Annotated in this window: 16 protein-coding genes and 1 pseudogene; 10 read left to right on the forward strand and 7 right to left on the reverse strand. The window is 61.6% G+C overall.

All coding sequences use genetic code 11. From position 1 onward, the window contains the following. The first annotated feature begins 149 nt into the window (after positions 1 to 149). The 3 genes from HX790_RS29090 to HX790_RS29100 all read left to right on the forward strand — a co-directional run bounded on the left by HX790_RS29090 (position 150) and on the right by HX790_RS29100 (position 2636). Entirely contained in the window at positions 150 to 758 is a 609-nt protein-coding gene (locus tag HX790_RS29090) for a TetR/AcrR family transcriptional regulator (RefSeq protein ID WP_176992603.1), read from the forward strand. Next, positions 755 to 1432, forward strand: coding sequence for a type 1 glutamine amidotransferase domain-containing protein (locus tag HX790_RS29095; protein ID WP_017134590.1), 678 nt, complete (start codon positions 755 to 757; stop codon positions 1430 to 1432). The genes HX790_RS29090 and HX790_RS29095 overlap by 4 nt, the downstream gene beginning before the upstream one ends. Positions 1433 to 1511: 79 nt before the next feature. Then, positions 1512 to 2636, forward strand: a complete 1125-nt coding sequence (locus tag HX790_RS29100; protein WP_017134591.1) for an alkene reductase — start codon at positions 1512 to 1514, stop codon at positions 2634 to 2636. A 266-nt stretch (positions 2637 to 2902) separates the two neighbouring features. On the opposite strand, the gene HX790_RS29105 is transcribed toward HX790_RS29100, so the two are convergent. Then, a complete protein-coding gene (locus HX790_RS29105) occupies positions 2903 to 3901 on the reverse strand; it encodes an NAD(P)H-quinone oxidoreductase (RefSeq protein WP_099549182.1) in 999 nt (332 codons plus the stop codon). Between the two features lie 186 nt (positions 3902 to 4087). Here HX790_RS29105 and HX790_RS29110 point away from each other — a divergent pair, with 186 nt between their 5' ends. Then, complete coding sequence (locus HX790_RS29110) at positions 4088 to 4468, forward strand: DoxX family protein (RefSeq protein WP_026013490.1); 381 nt, start codon at positions 4088 to 4090, stop codon at positions 4466 to 4468. A gap of 55 nt (positions 4469 to 4523) precedes the next feature. On the opposite strand, the gene HX790_RS29115 is transcribed toward HX790_RS29110, so the two are convergent. From HX790_RS29115 to HX790_RS29130, 4 genes are all read right to left on the reverse strand, one after another. Beyond that, positions 4524 to 5342: an alpha/beta fold hydrolase gene (locus HX790_RS29115; RefSeq protein WP_017134594.1), complete on the reverse strand. Its 819-nt coding sequence runs from the start codon at positions 5340 to 5342 to the stop codon at positions 4524 to 4526. A gap of 87 nt (positions 5343 to 5429) precedes the next feature. Beyond that, entirely contained in the window at positions 5430 to 6821 is a 1392-nt protein-coding gene (locus HX790_RS29120; protein ID WP_017134595.1) for an alginate export family protein, read from the reverse strand. Continuing rightward, positions 6818 to 7711 (reverse strand): VOC family protein, encoded by an 894-nt coding sequence (locus HX790_RS29125; protein ID WP_176992604.1) that lies wholly within the window; start codon positions 7709 to 7711, stop codon positions 6818 to 6820. The genes HX790_RS29120 and HX790_RS29125 overlap by 4 nt, the downstream gene beginning before the upstream one ends. 185 nt (positions 7712 to 7896) lie before the next feature. Continuing rightward, positions 7897 to 8469: a LuxR C-terminal-related transcriptional regulator gene (locus HX790_RS29130; RefSeq protein ID WP_138453870.1), complete on the reverse strand. Its 573-nt coding sequence runs from the start codon at positions 8467 to 8469 to the stop codon at positions 7897 to 7899. Between the two features lie 130 nt (positions 8470 to 8599). Between HX790_RS29130 and HX790_RS29135 the strand changes: the two genes are divergently transcribed. The 3 genes from HX790_RS29135 to HX790_RS29145 are packed head-to-tail and all read left to right on the forward strand — an operon-like array spanning position 8600 to position 12678. Then, on the forward strand, positions 8600 to 9778 hold the full coding sequence (locus HX790_RS29135) for an acetyl-CoA acetyltransferase (RefSeq protein WP_176992605.1): 1179 nt from the start codon (positions 8600 to 8602) through the stop codon (positions 9776 to 9778). 3 nt (positions 9779 to 9781) lie between these two features. Further along, the gene (locus tag HX790_RS29140) at positions 9782 to 11317 is read left to right on the forward strand and encodes a class I adenylate-forming enzyme family protein (protein ID WP_176992606.1); all 1536 of its coding nucleotides are present in this window, start codon (positions 9782 to 9784) and stop codon (positions 11315 to 11317) included. 38 nt (positions 11318 to 11355) lie between these two features. Then, positions 11356 to 12678 (forward strand): MFS transporter, encoded by a 1323-nt coding sequence (locus tag HX790_RS29145; RefSeq protein ID WP_099549187.1) that lies wholly within the window; start codon positions 11356 to 11358, stop codon positions 12676 to 12678. 4 nt (positions 12679 to 12682) lie between these two features. Here HX790_RS29145 and HX790_RS29150 read toward each other — a convergent pair whose 3' ends face one another. Then, on the reverse strand, positions 12683 to 12994 hold the full coding sequence (locus HX790_RS29150; RefSeq protein ID WP_017134601.1) for a hypothetical protein: 312 nt from the start codon (positions 12992 to 12994) through the stop codon (positions 12683 to 12685). Positions 12995 to 13196: 202 nt separating this feature from the next. Between HX790_RS29150 and HX790_RS29155 the strand changes: the two genes are divergently transcribed. Genes HX790_RS29155 through HX790_RS29165 form a run of 3 tightly spaced genes read left to right on the forward strand, consistent with a single transcriptional unit; the run spans position 13197 to position 15359 of the window. Further along, positions 13197 to 13853: a secretin and TonB N-terminal domain-containing protein gene (locus HX790_RS29155; protein ID WP_017134602.1), complete on the forward strand. Its 657-nt coding sequence runs from the start codon at positions 13197 to 13199 to the stop codon at positions 13851 to 13853. Continuing rightward, positions 13850 to 14395 (forward strand): RNA polymerase sigma factor, encoded by a 546-nt coding sequence (locus tag HX790_RS29160; RefSeq protein ID WP_017134603.1) that lies wholly within the window; start codon positions 13850 to 13852, stop codon positions 14393 to 14395. The genes HX790_RS29155 and HX790_RS29160 overlap by 4 nt, the downstream gene beginning before the upstream one ends. Positions 14396 to 14432: 37 nt before the next feature. Further along, positions 14433 to 15359 (forward strand): FecR domain-containing protein, encoded by a 927-nt coding sequence (locus HX790_RS29165; protein WP_017134604.1) that lies wholly within the window; start codon positions 14433 to 14435, stop codon positions 15357 to 15359. A 636-nt stretch (positions 15360 to 15995) separates the two neighbouring features. On the opposite strand, the pseudogene HX790_RS29705 reads toward HX790_RS29165, so the two are convergent. Beyond that, positions 15996 to 16205, reverse strand: a pseudogene (locus HX790_RS29705) (hypothetical protein); the annotation flags it as partial.

The raw sequence follows: 16205 nt of genomic DNA on the forward strand, positions 1-16205 counted from the left end.
GTGGCGATTGTCGGCGGGTGTCGGGTAAACGGCAACCGGCTTTGTGGCATGTCCGGAATCCTTGCGCATCTGACATTGTTGAAGGTGTGCGTGGCGCCTAACATCCCCTCAACGAACTAGACGACTGGTCTAATCGGACGGGAAGCGTGATGAACAACGTAGCTAAAAGTACTCGGCAGGTCATTCTGGACACGGCGCAAGTGATTGTCGGCCGTAAAGGATTTTCTGCGGTGGGCTTGAACGAAATACTGCAAGCCGCCGAAGTACCCAAAGGCTCGTTCTATCACTACTTCAACTCCAAGGATGCCTTCGGCGTGGTGTTGCTCGACAGTTACTTCGACCACTACGTCAACGGCATGCAGCAGTTGTTCAATCAGCCTGGGCTGTCAGGTTTTGCCAAGTTGATGCGCTATTGGCACTCCTGGGTCGACAACCAGACCGGCTGCACCGACACGGGCAAATGCCTTGCCGTCAAACTCGGTGCCGAGGTGTCAGACCTTTCAGAGCCGATGCGTCTGGCCCTGCAGCGCGGCACTGCACGGACCATTGAATTGCTTGCCCAGGCCTTGCAGCACGGCATTGAAGACGGCTCGCTGCAGGCACAGCCACACCCCGAAAGCCTGGCCCGGCGCCTGTATGCGTTGTGGCTGGGGACCAGCGTCATGAGCAAGATCACCCGAACATCCGCGCCGTTTGATGAGGCGCTGCTGCTCACACAACACCTATTGCAACCCATCGATCGAGGCACTGGAAAATGAAAGTATTAATGGTACTGACCTCTCACGACCAGCTGGGCGATACCGGTCGTAAAACCGGCTTCTGGCTCGAAGAATTTGCCGCTCCGTATTACACCTTCAAGGACGCCGGTGCCGAACTGGTGCTGGCATCGCCGGCCGGTGGTCAGCCACCGCTGGACCCGGTCAGTGACCAGCCGGATGCGCAAACCGACGATACCCGCCGCTTTGCCGCCGATTCGGCCGCGCAGCAGGCCCTGGCCAACACGGTCAAGCTGGACTCGGTGAATGCTGCCGACTTCGACACGGTGTTTTACCCAGGTGGTCATGGGCCATTGTGGGACCTGGCCGAATCGCAAGCGTCGATCGCGCTGATCGAAGCCTTTGAGCGCGCCGGTAAGCCGATCGGGTTTGTCTGCCATGCGCCGGGCACGCTGCGTCACGTCAAGGCGGTCAACGGCGAGCCGTTGGTGAAGGGCCGTCGTGTGACGGGCTTCTCCAATTCCGAAGAAGCCGCCGTGGGCCTGACCGATGTGGTGCCGTTTTTGATTGAAGATGATTTCAAGGCGCTCGGTGGCCTGTATGAGAAGGGCGCCGACTGGCAATCCTTTGTGCTTGAAGATGGTTTGCTGGTGACCGGGCAGAACCCTGCCAGCTCCAGCGATGTGGCCAAGGCCCTGCTGAAACTCACCGCTTAAATTAACTAACCGTTGTAGGCATTGGCGGCTCTCAAGAGCCGCCAATGCTTTTGTTCGCCCTGAATTTGGACTTTTACTCATGACCATGCGTGTTTTAAATACCCCGGTAAAGCTGGGGCATCACAGCCTCAATAACCGGGTTGTGCTGCCGCCCTTGACCCGTCAACGCAGTGCGCAACCGGGTGATATCGCCACCGACCTGATGGCCGAGTATTACCGCCAGCGCGCCAGCGCCGGGTTCATGGTCAGTGAAGGCACACAGATCGAACCTCGGGGCCAGGGCTATGCGTGGACGCCGGGTATCTACACGCCCGCGCAGATCGACGGCTGGCGCAAAGTCACCGAGGCGGTGCATGCCGATGGCGGGGTGATTTTCGCCCAGCTCTGGCATGTTGGCCGTGTGTCCCATAACGCCCTGCAGCCAGAAGGGTTGGCACCGGTCGCGCCCTCGGCGTTGCCGGCTGAGCAGGCAAAAGCTTTCATCGAAACCGGCCCTGGCGTCGGTGAATTGAAACAGCCGCCCGTGCCGCGCGCATTGAGCGTGCTGGAGATTGAGGAGTTGGTTGGGCATTACGCACAGGCTGCGCGCAATGCCTTGGACGCCGGTTTTGACGGCGTGGAAATCCATGCTGCCAATGGTTACCTGGTCAACCAGTTCATCTCTGCCCATGCCAACCAGCGCGACGACGAATACGGCGGCTCGTTGCACAATCGCCTGCGCTTTTTGCGCGAGATCGTTGAAGCAGTGACGGCCGTGGTTGGGCCGGAGCGTCTTGGCGTGCGTTTTTCGCCGTTGTTCAGCGGCACTGATCAGGACCGCGTGTATATCGGCCTGGTGGAGGAAGACCCACATCACACCTATATCGAGGCGATCAAGGTGCTGGAGGCGTCCGGCATTGCCTATGTGTCCATCGCCGAAGCCGACTGGGACAACGCGCCTGACCTGCCGGAAACCTTCCGCCAGGCGGTGCGCAGCACCTTCAGCGGGCGCATCATCTACGCCGGGCGCTACACCGCTGAGCGCGGTGCAAAGCTGCTGGAGGCGGGGCTGGCGGACCTGATCGCGTTCGGTCGCCCATTCATTGCCAACCCGGACCTGCCACAGCGACTGTTCAACGGCTGGCCATTGAACCCGCTGCGGGCAGAAGGGATGTACGGCGGCTCGGCGCAGGGCTATACCGATTACCCGGTGTACGCCGGGTAAGTGCGCCAAGCCGCTGCGATGGCGGTGGTTCAGGTGGTTTATGTTTCGCCAGTGCCGCCGTCTTCGCAGCCTCGCCGGGGCTCGACAGCTCCCACAGTTGAGCTTTGTTGCTGGGGGGATCTGCGCTTGCCGCGATGGCCTTGCGAACTGAAATCGAACCAACACAGCTGATCCCCTGTGGGAGCTGTCGAGCTTTAGCGAGGCTGCGAAAGCGGTGGGTCAGGCAACTTATATGTCGCCTGTGCCGCCGCTTCGCCGGGGCTCGATTACTTCACTTGCAACACGATCTTGCCGATATGGTCGCCACCTTCCATGCGTGCATGAGCCTGGGCGGCGTCGGTGTATGCGTACACCTTGTCGATGATCGGCAGGCAGCGCCCGGCGGACAGCACCGGCCATATGTATTCGCGCAGTTGCTCAGCGATTGCGGCTTTCTCGTCCTTGGTGCGAGCGCGCAACAAGGAACCGGTGATGACTGCGCGTTTGCCGAGGATCGTCAGCAGGTCGACGTCATTGGCTTTGCCGCCGCCGAGGAAGCCCAGCATCACCAAGTGCCCGTCCATGCCCAGGGCCTTGAGGTTGTTGTTCAGGTAGGAGGCTCCCATGATGTCGAGGATCACATCGACGCCCTGGTCGCCGGTCTTCTTGGCGATGACCTCGGCAAAGTCCTGCTCGCGGTAATTGATCGGCTCGGCGCCCAGTTTGGCAATTGCCGCGCATTTGTCGGCGCTGCCGGCGGTGGCGAACGCCTGGATGCCGAACTCCTGGCAGAGCATCAGCGCGGTGGTGCCGATGCCGCTGGTGCCGCCGTGGATCAAGGCGCGTTGGCCTGTGTGCGCGCCACCCAGGCCGAACAGGTTGGCCCAGACAGTGAAAAAGGTTTCTGGCACGGCAGCGGCTTGAATCCAATCCATGCCTTCAGGCACCGGCAGGGCCTGGCTGGCGGGTACGGCGCAGAACTGTGCATAGCCGCCACCATTGGTCAGGGCACAGACCTTGTCACCCAGGCTGTATTCACTGACGCCGTCGCCCAGCGCAACCACTTCGCCGGCCACTTCCAGGCCCGGTATCGGGCTCATGCCGGGCTTCATCGGGTACTTGCCGGCGCGTTGCAGGGCATCAGGACGGTTGACCCCGGCGGCATGCACGCGGATCAGAATTTCGCCGGGGCCGGGTGAGGGCACTGCAACCTGACGGGGCTGGAGAACCTCAGGGCCGCCGAAGGTGGTGATTTCAATCTGGGTCATGTCGTGGGGCAGAGTCATGTTTACGATTCCTGTAGCGATGAGCGTATGAAGTGGGACCGCAGCCTGGGGTGGTTGATTCAACCGGGGTAGTTTGTGTGGCGCCCAGCATAGCCGGCTCTTTGCCATAAGGTCAGCACAGGCTTGCAAGCTCGGGCGCGGCTCTGCGGACACAATCGACGTCGGTTTCTTTTATGGACGTTGCAGATGAATGAATCAAAAAGTCAGGCGCTTGGGCTGCTGTTTCTGCGAGTGAGTGCATCGCTGTTCTTGCTGTGGGTACATGGGCTGCCCAAACTGCTCCACTACAGCCAACAATTGACGCTGATCGAAGACCCGTTCCACCTGGGTGCCAATGTCACGTTATGCCTGGCGATTGGCGCTGAAGTCGTCTGCCCGTTGTTGATTATCGCCGGGGTCTGGGTGCGCCTGGCCTGTTTGCCGATCCTTGCAGTGCTGCTGGTGGCTTTGCTGGTAGTGCACCCGCAGTGGTCGCTGTTTGAAGGGCAGTTTGGATGGCTGCTGTTGATCCTGTTTTCCAGCATTCTGATCGCAGGGCCCGGTCGCCTGGCACTTGATCACGCCTGAACAAAAAAAGGCCGGGCAAGCCCGGCCAAAGAAAGGAGAGGGTGACGCCGTTGCTTCAGCGGTTGAGGAAGGCCAACAGGTCTTCGTTCAACTGCTGGGTGTGAGTGGCGGCAAAACCATGCGGCGCGTCCTTGTACACCTTCAATTGCGCGCCTTTAATCATCTGCGCCGCCACCTTGCCGGTGGTCTCGAACGGCACGATCTGGTCGCCATCACCGTGGATCACCAGGGTCGGCACATCGACCTTGGCCATGTCCGGGCGAAAGTCGGTTTCGGAGAATGCCGTGACGCAATCAACCGTCGATTTGAGCGATGCCAGCAAGGCAATCTGCAAGGTCTGGGTGAGCACGCCCGGCGAGACCTTCTGCCCCTGGTTGATACCAAAGAACGGGGTATTGAAATCGCTGATAAATTGCGCGCGGTCCTTCAGCAGCCCGGCCTTGATACCGTCGAATACATCGGTGGGTACACCTTGCGGGTAGTCCGCTTTCTGACCGAAGATCGGCGTCACGGCACCCAGCAATACCAGGCCGGCTACACGTGCGTTGCCATGGCGAGCGATGTAGCGAGCGACGTCGCCGCCGCCCATGGAGAAGCCCACCAGGGTCACGTCGGTGAGGTCCAGGTGTTCAATCAACTGGGCAATATCGTCGGCGAAGGTGTCGTAGTCATTGCCGGTCCAGGGTTGGTCGGACCGCCCAAAACCACGGCGGTCGAAAGCGATGGTGCGAAAGCCGCGGCTGCTCAGGTATTCCATCTGGTATTCCCACATATCCGCATCCAGCGGCCAGCCGTGGCTGAACAATACAGGTTTACCGCTGCCCCAGTCCTTGAAGTAGATCTGGGTACCATCTTTGGCAACGAATGTGCTCATGCATAACTCCTTGATTGAGGGGGATGACTGCGCGTTACTATTGCCCTGCACGTGTCGAAGGGCTTGTACACGTGTGCTTGCTTGGGTTTACCAACTGAATTTGAGCTCGACTCCCAGGTAATTGCTGTCGTCACCACCGGCCTCGCGCAGGGTGCGGCCCACCGCGTAATGCACGGCTTCCACCGCGCCGGTAAGGTTCGGTGTGAAGTCATAGTCGGTGCGCAGCTGAGTGTAGGCGCCGGTCCAGCGTTCACCTTTGCCTGCAGTGCCGGCCACGGGCAAGTTCGGTTGGGTATAGACCGCGTCTTCGGTGGTCTGTCGCCAGAGCAGGCCGATGGCAGTCTGTACGCTCAGTTTGGCAATGGGCTTGACGGTGATCGACGGTTTGACGTGGATCAGGTTGCTGTAGCCCGTATAGCCGGCCAGTGAAAAATAGTAGCCGTTGGGAAACAGCGGGTTGAACGTGCCGACGGTAGCGTCACCCGCTTTGCGGTCGCCGGAGGCGATATCCAGTTGCACGCCGAGCCGTGGTTGCCATGCCAGGCCCTCAAGCGTATAGCCCGTGCGGCTGCCAGCGGCCCACGCCCGAATCGACTTGCTCCCCACCGACCCCCTTTGCAGCATCGCCTCGATGTCCCAATCGAAGCCCTGGGCTGCGCCGCCCAGGCGGGCGTCGACAAACTGGCGGGTTTCCTCGCCGTCGGCGTCCAGATAATGCGCAGCGCTGCGTTCATACACGCCGTAGTAGGCCGACAATTCATTGCTGCCGCCCACCAGTCGCTCGACCCGCAGCAGGTGAAAGCGAGCGTCGCTGTTGGAGCGGTCGTCAAAGTGTCTCTCGTCCTGATACTGCACCGGCTGGCTGGCGATCGCGATAAAACGCCAATGGGTGGTTTCCCAGTCGGCCCAGAGCGCGTCGAACGACTGGCGCACATTCGGCCCATCCCGCGACGAGATAAAACGCTGCAAGTCGAAGGCGAAGTCCTGGCGGCCGATACGGCCCTTGAACGTCCCGCTGCTGAAGGTGTTCACGTACTCGGCAAATGCCAGCCGCAAGTCGACACGGTTTTGATCGGCACCACCCACTGTGGTTTTGTCGTACGCCCGAGCATCTTCGAGTTGGGTGAACACCCGCCAGTTTTCGTCCAGGTGCAGGTCCGCGTGGATCTCAAAGCGCTGGATCAGGTAGCGATCACGCTTCACATCGCGCACGCCGAAGCCACTGGCATCGTTCATCTCGAAGCGTTCGCGCAAGCTCGCGCCCAACGACAGGTACGTCAACGGGTTGGTGCTTGACAGCGGGATGTACTTCAAGTTGTCCAGAGGTTGCGTGCGCAGCACCGGGTCTTGCAGCACCGACCAGTTTTCCTGCCAGCGGTTGGTTTTGAGCACCGGTCGGGTGGCTTGCTCCTCTGCGTGGGCGCTGGCGGTGAGCAGCGGCCACAGCACGGCCAAGCCCCAGGGGGTATGACGATTCATTTTGTCGCGCTGAGCTGGTGAATTTCCGCGACGTATCCACCGGGAAATTCGACCATTGCGCTGCGCCGCCCTTTGCTCGCGAACGCCGGTACCAGCACAGTGGCGCCAGAGCCTGTGGCTTTGGCCAGGGTAGCCGTCAGGTCGTCGACTTGGTAACCGGTGGTCTCATGGCCGAACGGGTAGGGCAGTTGGCCATTGGTCACCAGTACGGCCATGCGTCCGAACGGCGATTGCAGGTCGACACGCCGGTAGAGGCCGCCCTGGCCGATATCGATACCCGGCGCGTGTTTGTCGTCAGCCAGGACCTTGCCATGGGAAAAACCGAGGAAAGCGTTGATAAACGCCTCGGCCCGCTCGGCTGGCAGGTAGACGCGGTTTTCCGGCACCGTCTGGAACCCTGCGTAGTTCGGGGCCTGGGTGTGCCAGTAGAGCTGCATGTTCACACCGCCCGGCCACTGCACCACGGCATCGCGGCCGATGGGGTCGGGAAAGTCACTGACAATTACGGCTGCACCATTTTCCCGTGCGGCCTTGAGTGCCACGTCCATGTCTTTGACCAGATAACCGTTGCGCTCCTGGCCAAACGGATGTGGGATAGGTGTGCTGAAGCCGAACAGTGACACCGTACCGACTGGCGTCTGCAGCAATTGCGAGGTGGTACTGCTTGGCACTGGCAGTACGTTCACCACCACCTGTGGGGTACTTTTGCCACCGAAGGTCGCGAGGAAGCTCGTGGCAAAGCGGTCCACATCAGCGGGTGCCACGTAGACGTGGCTGGTGTCGTATTGCGGTGCCACTGCCACGCTCGGCTTTGCCGCAAACGCGCTGTTCATCATGGCCCCGACCAACAGCGTCAATGCCAGGCTTACCGTATTCGCGTTTCTACCCATGCCTGCTCTCCAGCCGTTTTTGGAAAGTCAGGAGCTTAGGCGGCCGGCACGGATGCGAATTGTACGGGCGTGCTCGATGGAACACTTGAGGCGGGAAAGTCACAGGGCATGACAGGTGCGTTTTTCAGCGCGCAGCACTGCTGTAGCTTCGAGTGATATCGCAACCCGACAAAAATCTACCTCCGTCAGGCCACCATAATAATTTTCGACACCAATTCCACCACCGTCTTGGCCTGCAACTTTCTCATCAAGCGCGCCCGGTGCACCTCCACCGTGCGGTGGGAGATCGCCAGGCGCAAGGCGATTTCCTTGGACTTGAGGCCATTGACGATGTGCATGGCGATTTCCCGCTCCCGTGGCGTGAGGTCGCCGGTGCCCTGGTGGGTGCGGTCCAGGCGTTCGAAGTGCCAGATCATCAGCTTGAACGGGTCTTTGGGCGTAAGGGTGTAGCCGTGGGACCTGGCCCAGAACACTTCGCCGTTGTGGTGCTGCATGAAACGTTCGTCGGAGTAAAAGCCGTTTTCGCTTTCCAGCAGCCATTCATGGCTGCGCTTGCCAATGGCGTGGTAGTCAGCCTGGGAAGGGTAGATCAGCAGCGTCAGCTGGTTGACCAATGCGTCGCGCGAATAGCCGAACAACTGCAGGAAAGCCTCATTACAGTCGACCATTACGCGGTTGCGGGTGACCAGTTGCGGCGCGGGGGAGAGCTGGAACGCCAGGCGTTCTATGTCGTGGAACTGCTGTGCAAACGCGTTCATTGGGCATCCTGCCTCGTCGCTTTTCTCAACTGGGGCTACTTAGCCATGTAAGTAGTTGCACGAATTGGCGCGCGCCCAACGGTGGGTCATTGTAGGTAAATGTCCGCGCCAAAAATAGAAGAAATTGATTATGCCAGCTGATTGCGTCTCCATTGTTGCTGCCGGTCATTCACGTTTTGGTCGCCTTGAAGGCACCAGCCTGGAGGATCTGATCGTACAGGTCACCCGCGAAGCCCTGAAGGACGCGGCGATTGACGCGAGCGAGATCGACGCGTTGTTCCTTGGCCACTTCAACTCCGGGTTGGTGCCCGACGGGTTCCCGGCCTCGCTGCTGCTGCAGGCCGACCCTGGGCTGCGCTTCAAACCGGCGACCCGCTGTGAAAACGCCTGCGCGTCCGGCTCGGCGGCAATCCTGGCCGGAGTCCAGGCGATCCTGTCCGGCAGCGCCGAGCTGGTATTGGTGGTGGGCGCGGAAAAAATGACCCACACCACCACCGCCGAGGTGACCCAGGCCTTGGCCGGTGCCGGTTATCAGAACGACCCGGCCGAAGCGGGCTTGAGTTTCCCGCAGCTGTTCGGCCGTGCGGCGCGCCAGTATGCCGAGCGCTACCACTGCCCGTTGGGCTCGATGGCGGCCATCGCCACCAAGAACCACTCCAACGCCATGGCCAACCCGCTGGCACAGATGCACCGGGTGATGGATTTCGAGCACTGCAACAACGTGTCCAAGAGCAACCCGTTTGTGGCCGATTCGCTGCGCATTACCGACTGCTCGCTGATCAGCGACGGCGCCGCCGCGATCATCCTGGCCTCGCCCAAGCGCGCGCGGGCGTTCCGCCGTGATGTGCAGATTCGTACACTGACCCAGGTCAACGATTGCCTGCCGATTGCCCAGCGCGACATCCTCGCCTTTGAAGGCCCGCAACGCGCGATCCATACGGCGTTGCGCGGGGCGAATATCACCCTGGCCGACCTGAGCTTCGCCGAGGTGCATGACTGCTTCACCATCGCTGAGCTGCTGATCTACGAGGCCATGGGCCTGGCGCCCAAAGGTGAGGGGCACCGTGTGCTCGACAGCGGTGTGGTGCGCGCGGGCGGGCGGTTGCCGGTGAACCTGTCCGGCGGGCTCAAGGCCAAGGGGCATCCGGTGGGCGCCACCGGTGTGTCGATGCATGCCCTGGCGTTTCGCCAGTTGACCGGCGAGCCGATCGGCCTGGCGGTACCCAACCCCGAATTCGGCCTGGTGTTCAATATGGGCGGGATGGCCGTGGCCAACTATGCCTCGGTTCTGCACGCGCGTCGGAGCTGAACCATGAACATTGCCAACTGGCTGCACGACACCCAGCGCCGCGATCCGCTACGCCCGGCGTTGTTTGAGGGCACGCGGCAAGTCGCCGACTACGCGACCTTCACCGCCCATGTCCGTCAACGCGCTGCGCAACTGGTCGATCAATATGGCCTGGTGCCGGGCGATGCGGTAGCGCTGCTGATGAAGAACAGCTGCGACTACCTGGAAGTGCTCTACGCCGTCTGGTGGCTGGGTGGCGTGGTGGTGCCGATCAACGCCAAACTGCACCCGGCAGAAGCTGCGTGGATTGCTACCCATGCCGAGGCCCGCTTGATCTTTACCGACGGCGGCCGGGTCTTCGCGTCATCCCGGGACTTGCCTGCGCGCTGCAAGGAACTGGACGCTCACACACTGCCGCCGACCCGCGGCTGGCCGACCCTGGAGCAGCCGGTGCCGCGCCAGGATCAGGACCTGGCCTGGCTGTTCTACACCTCCGGCACCACCGGGCGCTCCAAGGGCGTGATGTTGTCCCACGGCAACCTGGTCGCCATGTCGCTGTGTTACCCCACGGATGTCGACCCGGTGAGTGCCGACGACGCAGCCGTGTATGCCGCGCCGATGTCCCACGGTGCGGGGCTGTACAACTTCATCCATGTGCGCTGCGGCGCCCGGCATGTGGTGCCGGCTTCCGGTGGTTTTGATGCCGGCGAGTTATTTGGCCTGGCTACGGAGCTGGGCAATGTATCGCTGTTCGCCGCGCCGACCATGGTCAAGCGCATGGTCGAACAGGCGCGGCGCCAGGGTTATGGCGGCGACGGCATCAAGACCATCGTCTACGGAGGCGGGCCGATGTACCTGGCCGACCTGTGCGAGGCGTTCGACACCTTCGGCGCGCGCTTGGTGCAGATCTACGGCCAGGGTGAAAGCCCGATGACCATCAGCGTATTGCCTCGCGCTGTGATCGCGGACCGCCAGCGCCCAGGCTGGTCAACCTTGGCGGCGTCTGTTGGCCATGCGCAAGCCTGTGTCGAAATCCGTATTCTGGATGCCCGGCACCAACCGCTGCCGACCGGCGAGCGCGGTGAGATCGCCGTGCGCGGTGCCACGGTGATGCAAGGTTATTGGCGCAACCCGCAGGCCACCGCGCAAACCCTGGTGGATGGCTGGTTGCTCACCGGCGACATCGGCTTTCTCGACCTGGCCGGCTTCTTGACCCTCACCGATCGCTCCAAAGACGTAATCATCACTGGCGGCAGCAATGTGTACCCGCGTGAAGTCGAGGAAGTGCTGGTGCAGCATCCCGACGTGTCCGAGGTGTGTGTGGTGGGTGAGCCGGACGCGCAATGGGGCGAGTCAGTGGTGGCCTTCGTGGTTACACGCAGCGGGCAGGCGCTGGACGAGGCCGAACTCACCGCGTGGTTTCTGCAGCGCATGGCGTCATTCAAGAAACCCAAAAAGTATGTGTTCAGGGCCGATTTGCCGAAGAACAGCTACGGCAAAACCCTCAAGACCGACTTGCGGCAGTGGTTGAAAGCAGCGAGTATCGCCGCGCTTTCCTAGCTTTTCATGGACAGAACAACCGACAAGGAGTCCCTTCGATGGGCAATACAGCGCAAGACACGCAGCGCAAGCGCCGCCGTGCATTCCTCGGTGCCACCTCCGGCCACTTGATCGAGTGGTACGACTATGGCGTCTACGGCTTTCTCGCCGTGTACATCGGCCAGGCGTTTTTCGTCTCCGACGACCCCACCACCAGCCTGCTCGCCAGTTTCGCGGCGTTTGCCCTGAGCTTCTTTATCCGGCCGTTGGGCGGGCTGTTCTTCGGCCCGCTGGCGGACAAGATCGGCCGGCGCAAAACCCTGATCATGGCGCTGGTGATGATGACCGGCTCCACTGTAATGCTGGGCCTGTTGCCCACTTATGCGACCCTTGGTATCGCCGCGCCGATCCTGCTGATTCTGGTGCGCTGCGTGCAGGGCTTTTCGGCGGGCGGCGAGATCGGCACCGTCACCAGCTTTATCTCCGAATACGCCGGCCCCGGCCGCCGCGGTTTTGCCACGTGCTGGTTGATGGTTACCGCCGTGCTCGGCCTGCTGCTGGGTGGCGCCGTGGCGAACGGCATGACCTGGATTCTGGGCGCCGACACGATGCAGGAATGGGCCTGGCGCGTGCCGTTCCTGATCGCGGCGCCGCTGGGGTTTATCTCCATGTATATCCGCCTCAAGCTCGAAGACAGCCCGGAGTTTCTGGCCCTGCAACGCGCCGGGCAAACCTCCCGCGCGCCGCTGCGCGAGGTCTGGCAGTGGAAACGCGCCATCGCCCTGGTGTTCTTCATCATTACCTTGCACAGCTCGATCTTTTACCTGGTGCTGACCTTCGCCTCGACCTACATGGCCAAGATCCTCAAGTTCGACAGCGGCACCACCTTGCTCTATGTGTTTGTCGCCAGCTTCTCGGCGGCATTCGTGATGCCGTTTGGTGGCGCCTTCACCGACAAATACGGGCGCAAGCCGTTTCTGATGGTGATCGGCACTTTGGCCACGCTGGCGATGTTCTGGCTGTTCAAATCGGCACCCACCGCCACGCCCGCGTCGTTCTTCGCGCCGTTGATGGCCGTGGCGATCCTGTTCGGGCTGTACGCCTCATCCACCTACGCGCTGATGAGTGAGTTGCTGCCGACGCGCATCCGCTCCACCGGGATTGCCGTGGCCTATAACGTGCCGGTCGCGGTGTTTGGTGGCAGCGCGCCGCTGATCTCCACCTGGCTGATCAAAGTGACGGGCGACATTACTTCACCGTGGTACTTCTACGTGGCCACCGGTGTGGTATCGCTGATTGCCCTGGTGGTGTTGCGCAAAGAAGATTTTGTTGCCAGCGGTAGCCCGGTGGTTGTGCCGCCTGCGGCTGCGGCGTTGGCCTGATTGCTCAGGGGCGTTGGGGTTTTACCGACGTCCCGAACGTATTGCCCATGCGGTTACTGGTCGCCGCCGGCGTGGCCAACCCCACCTGGTTCGGCGGCCGCTTGTGTACCGGGAGGTTCTGCGCCTCGCGGTTCTTTTGCGCGGCCTTGGCCGCGTCCGGGTCATTGCCCATTTGCTGGCTCAGGCAGCCATAGTCGGGCGCCTTGTACCCATCTACCGTGACTTCCGTGCAGCCTTTGGCAGCGGTTTCGGCGTGGGCGGCCAGTGGCAATGCGACGCACAGCAACAGGCCGGCGAATGGGGTGTAACGCTTCATCGGAGCCTCCTGGCAGGCCCGCACAGAGGGGCCGTTAGTGTTGCGAAGTGTAGTTCAGCGGGCTTGCCGTCACCGTGATGTTTTTTTTGCTATCACCGTAACATCAGGTTCATAAACGGGCCTCAGGATGACGGTTTTCAAGGACACGTCAGCCGTGCAGCGATGCCGCGTGGGGGGTGAACAGGGAGGCTGGAAGCGCGCCATGGGTGCCCTGGCCTTGCTGTTGCTGTTGGTTGGCATAACGCCCGCCAGCGCCGCGCCATCGCTGCTGACATTGGACCTGCCCGCGCAGGACCTGGAACACGCACTGCATGCCTACAGCCGCGCCACCGGGATGGCGGTGCTGGTCGACCGTGAGTTGACGCGGGGCCGGCGCTCCATCGGTGTGCGCGGGCGGTTCACTGCGCAGGAGGCGCTGGCGGTGCTGCTGACGGGGAGTGGGCTGATGGCGCGTTATGCACGTGATGATGCGGTCACCCTGCAAGTCCCGCCGACCCCGGCGCCTTTGCTGCGGGGAGCGTCAGCGCGCAATACGGCACGCATCAACACCAGTTACGCCGCCGCGCTGCAACAGGCGATCGAAGCCAGCCTGTGCCGCTCACCACTGACCCGGCCCGGCAGCTTTCGGGCGTTGGTGCAGGTGTGGGTCAACGCTGATGGCGTGATTGAACACAGCCGGCTGGTCAGCTCCACCGGCGACGAACAACGCGATGAAGCACTGGTGCGCAGCCTTGGGACAACCCGGGTCGAACGCCCGGCACCCAGCGCGCTGCGCCAGCCGGTGACGTTACTTTTGATGCCCGACACAACAGGAATACGCATGGAATGCACAGCAGGGACGGGAGCCGCGGGCGCATGAAGAACACCGGGCACAGTGCGATGGTCAGTCTGTTTCTGGCCTCCTATGAAGACTTCAAGGTGCGCCTGCGCAAACGCTTGGGCTCGGAGGACCTGGCCAATGATGTGCTGCACGAAACCTACCTGCGGGTCGACCGCATGGACGTGCCGCCGAACCTGCAACAACCCAACGCCTACCTGTACCGCATGGCCCTGAACATCGCCGCCGACCGCCGCCAGGCGGATGCGCGCTTGCTCACCGGCAGTGAAGTCGAGGCGTTGCTGCAAAGCGCCGATGAGGCCCAGGACCCTTCGCGGGTGGTGGGTGGCCAGCAAGAGATCCAGTCGTTGGTCAAAGCCCTGTACGAACTGCCGGCGCGCCGACGCAAGATCCTGATCGCTGCGCGCCTGGAAGAAGCGCCGCACCTGGAAATCTCCCAGCGCTTCGGTATTTCCACGCGCATGGTAGAGAAGGAAATCAAGGCTGCTTTGGGCCATTGTGCCAAGCGCCTGGAAAGAAAAGTGATTCAGCGGTTCGGTCCCGGGGCCGGAAAACCGTCTTAGTGTCGAGTCCCTGATAAAACCGTGAGTATGTGCGCGCTTGAACATTTTCAGTTTCCCCTCCACCCGGCAATCGCCCGCTGACCCTGTGCACGAACAAGCCCGTGATTGGTTGCTGTTGCTGACCTCGGGCCGGGCCACCGTGGCTGATGCCAAGGCGCTGCAGGCCTGGGTCGCGCAAAGCCCGGCGCATGCCCAGGCGTTCGAGCAGGCCAAGCTGTTGTGGCGGCAATTGGGCGCGGCCACCGAACAGTCGGCGCCGCACCGTCAGTTTGGGCGTCGTGCGTTCCTGGGTGGCGTGATTGCGGCCACGGCGGCAGTGGTGATGGTGCGTGTGGGCGTGCCGGGCGGGTTTGCCGGATTGAGGGCCGACTATCGCACCGAGGTGGGTGAGCAGCGCCAGGTGCTGTTGAGCCAAGGCGTCAGCCTGGAGCTCAACACACAGACGCGTATCAGCCGGGTCGGGCAGGGGATTGAGTTGCTTGAAGGCGAAGTCGAAGTGCTTGCACAGCTGGCGCAACCGCTCAAGGTGCAGGCCGGCGAGGGCTGGGTGACTGCGGCGCAGGCGCGGTTCAATGTGCGCAACACCGACCGCAATGTGTGCGTGACCTGTATCGAGGGTTCGCTGACGGTGGATGTTTCCGGGCGCAGTGTGCGCTTGGACAGTGGCCGGCAACTGACTTATGGCGCGGGTGGTGTGGGCGAGCCGATTGGGGTGGATGCGCAGGCGGTCGTCGCTTGGCGTGAACAGGTGCTGGTATTTAACAACGCGACATTGGCGACGGTGGTGGATGAGATCAATCGTTATCGGCCGGGGATGTTGGTGTTGCTTAACAAGGAACTGGGGCAGCGGCGGGTGCAGGCGCGGTTCAGTTTGCAGCAATTGGCAGGCGTGGCGCTGTTGATTCGGGATGCGTATGGGGCCAAGTGTACTGAGCTGCCGGGTGGGGTGGTGTTGCTCAGCTGAGATCGTTCCCGCGTTCTGTGTAGGATTTTTTTCTCGGTGTTTGTAGGTGTCTTCTCGTTGTTTTTTTCGGCCTCTATGGACTGCTGGGAAAAAACACGGCAGGTAGCCGATCATTCATGAATATCCGCAAAAAGTATCTTCAGGGGCAGGCAGTACAGCCAGCTTGTCTTTCACATCGGGGCACCGCCTGCGGGTGGCGCTCAAAGCGTGCGAAATTCCTCCGACGGCGTTTGCCGAGTGGTTGCGCATTAGTCCGCAACGTTTGAATAATTGGTTTTTGCGGGGTTTGCCGGATGTGCATCTGGAGGGACTGGCGAGCGCGTTGAGTTTGAGCAGGGTCTGGCTTGAGACTGGGGAGGGGGAGCCGTAGGTTGGGGGTATATCCGTTATTTGGGTAACGGCGGCTATTGGTTCCGCTCTTACAGCGGGTCACTTTTGGCAAACGCCCCAAAAGTAACCAAAAGGTCTTCGCCCCACCACTCGGTGCCTCGCTTAGGCTCGGCATGCCCTCACTCCGGCTTGAATCCGTGGGCCGCCGCGATGGGCCATCCTTGGCCCAGCGCGGCTAACCCGGCGTCCTGCCGGGTTACCCACGGATTCAAGCCTGCGTTCGGCCATCGTGGTTAACGGGGCGCCTCAGATCAAAAGCAAGATCAAAAGNNGTTGGATCAAAAGCGAAAAGCGAAAAGCGGATTTGCATACACTGAAGAGCTGCTTTTCTGTGGGAGCTGGCTTGCCTGCGATGCAGACACCTCGGTACATCAGGTACAACCGGTTGATGCTATCGCAGGCAAGCCAGCTCCCACAGTTGACCGAGTATTGCTCTGCTGTTGCTGTTGCTGTTGC

This window comes from Pseudomonas sp. IPO3747 (assembly GCF_013385245.1).
GTDB classification, from domain to species: domain Bacteria; phylum Pseudomonadota; class Gammaproteobacteria; order Pseudomonadales; family Pseudomonadaceae; genus Aquipseudomonas; species Aquipseudomonas edaphica.

Bases quoted from the DNA above. Each gene is read 5' to 3' on its own strand.
- HX790_RS29090 (WP_176992603.1), top strand. From the start codon at position 150: ATGAACAACGTAGCTAAAAGTACTCGGCAGGTCATTCTGGACACGGCG.
- HX790_RS29095 (WP_017134590.1), top strand. From the start codon at position 755: ATGAAAGTATTAATGGTACTGACCTCTCACGACCAGCTGGGCGATACC.
- HX790_RS29100 (WP_017134591.1), top strand. From the start codon at position 1,512: ATGACCATGCGTGTTTTAAATACCCCGGTAAAGCTGGGGCATCACAGC.
- HX790_RS29105 (WP_099549182.1), bottom strand. From the start codon at position 3,901: ATGACTCTGCCCCACGACATGACCCAGATTGAAATCACCACCTTCGGC.
- HX790_RS29110 (WP_026013490.1), top strand. From the start codon at position 4,088: ATGAATGAATCAAAAAGTCAGGCGCTTGGGCTGCTGTTTCTGCGAGTG.
- HX790_RS29115 (WP_017134594.1), bottom strand. From the start codon at position 5,342: ATGAGCACATTCGTTGCCAAAGATGGTACCCAGATCTACTTCAAGGAC.
- HX790_RS29120 (WP_017134595.1), bottom strand. From the start codon at position 6,821: ATGAATCGTCATACCCCCTGGGGCTTGGCCGTGCTGTGGCCGCTGCTC.
- HX790_RS29125 (WP_176992604.1), bottom strand. From the start codon at position 7,711: ATGGGTAGAAACGCGAATACGGTAAGCCTGGCATTGACGCTGTTGGTC.
- HX790_RS29130 (WP_138453870.1), bottom strand. From the start codon at position 8,469: ATGAACGCGTTTGCACAGCAGTTCCACGACATAGAACGCCTGGCGTTC.
- HX790_RS29135 (WP_176992605.1), top strand. From the start codon at position 8,600: ATGCCAGCTGATTGCGTCTCCATTGTTGCTGCCGGTCATTCACGTTTT.
- HX790_RS29140 (WP_176992606.1), top strand. From the start codon at position 9,782: ATGAACATTGCCAACTGGCTGCACGACACCCAGCGCCGCGATCCGCTA.
- HX790_RS29145 (WP_099549187.1), top strand. From the start codon at position 11,356: ATGGGCAATACAGCGCAAGACACGCAGCGCAAGCGCCGCCGTGCATTC.
- HX790_RS29150 (WP_017134601.1), bottom strand. From the start codon at position 12,994: ATGAAGCGTTACACCCCATTCGCCGGCCTGTTGCTGTGCGTCGCATTG.
- HX790_RS29155 (WP_017134602.1), top strand. From the start codon at position 13,197: ATGGGTGCCCTGGCCTTGCTGTTGCTGTTGGTTGGCATAACGCCCGCC.
- HX790_RS29160 (WP_017134603.1), top strand. From the start codon at position 13,850: ATGAAGAACACCGGGCACAGTGCGATGGTCAGTCTGTTTCTGGCCTCC.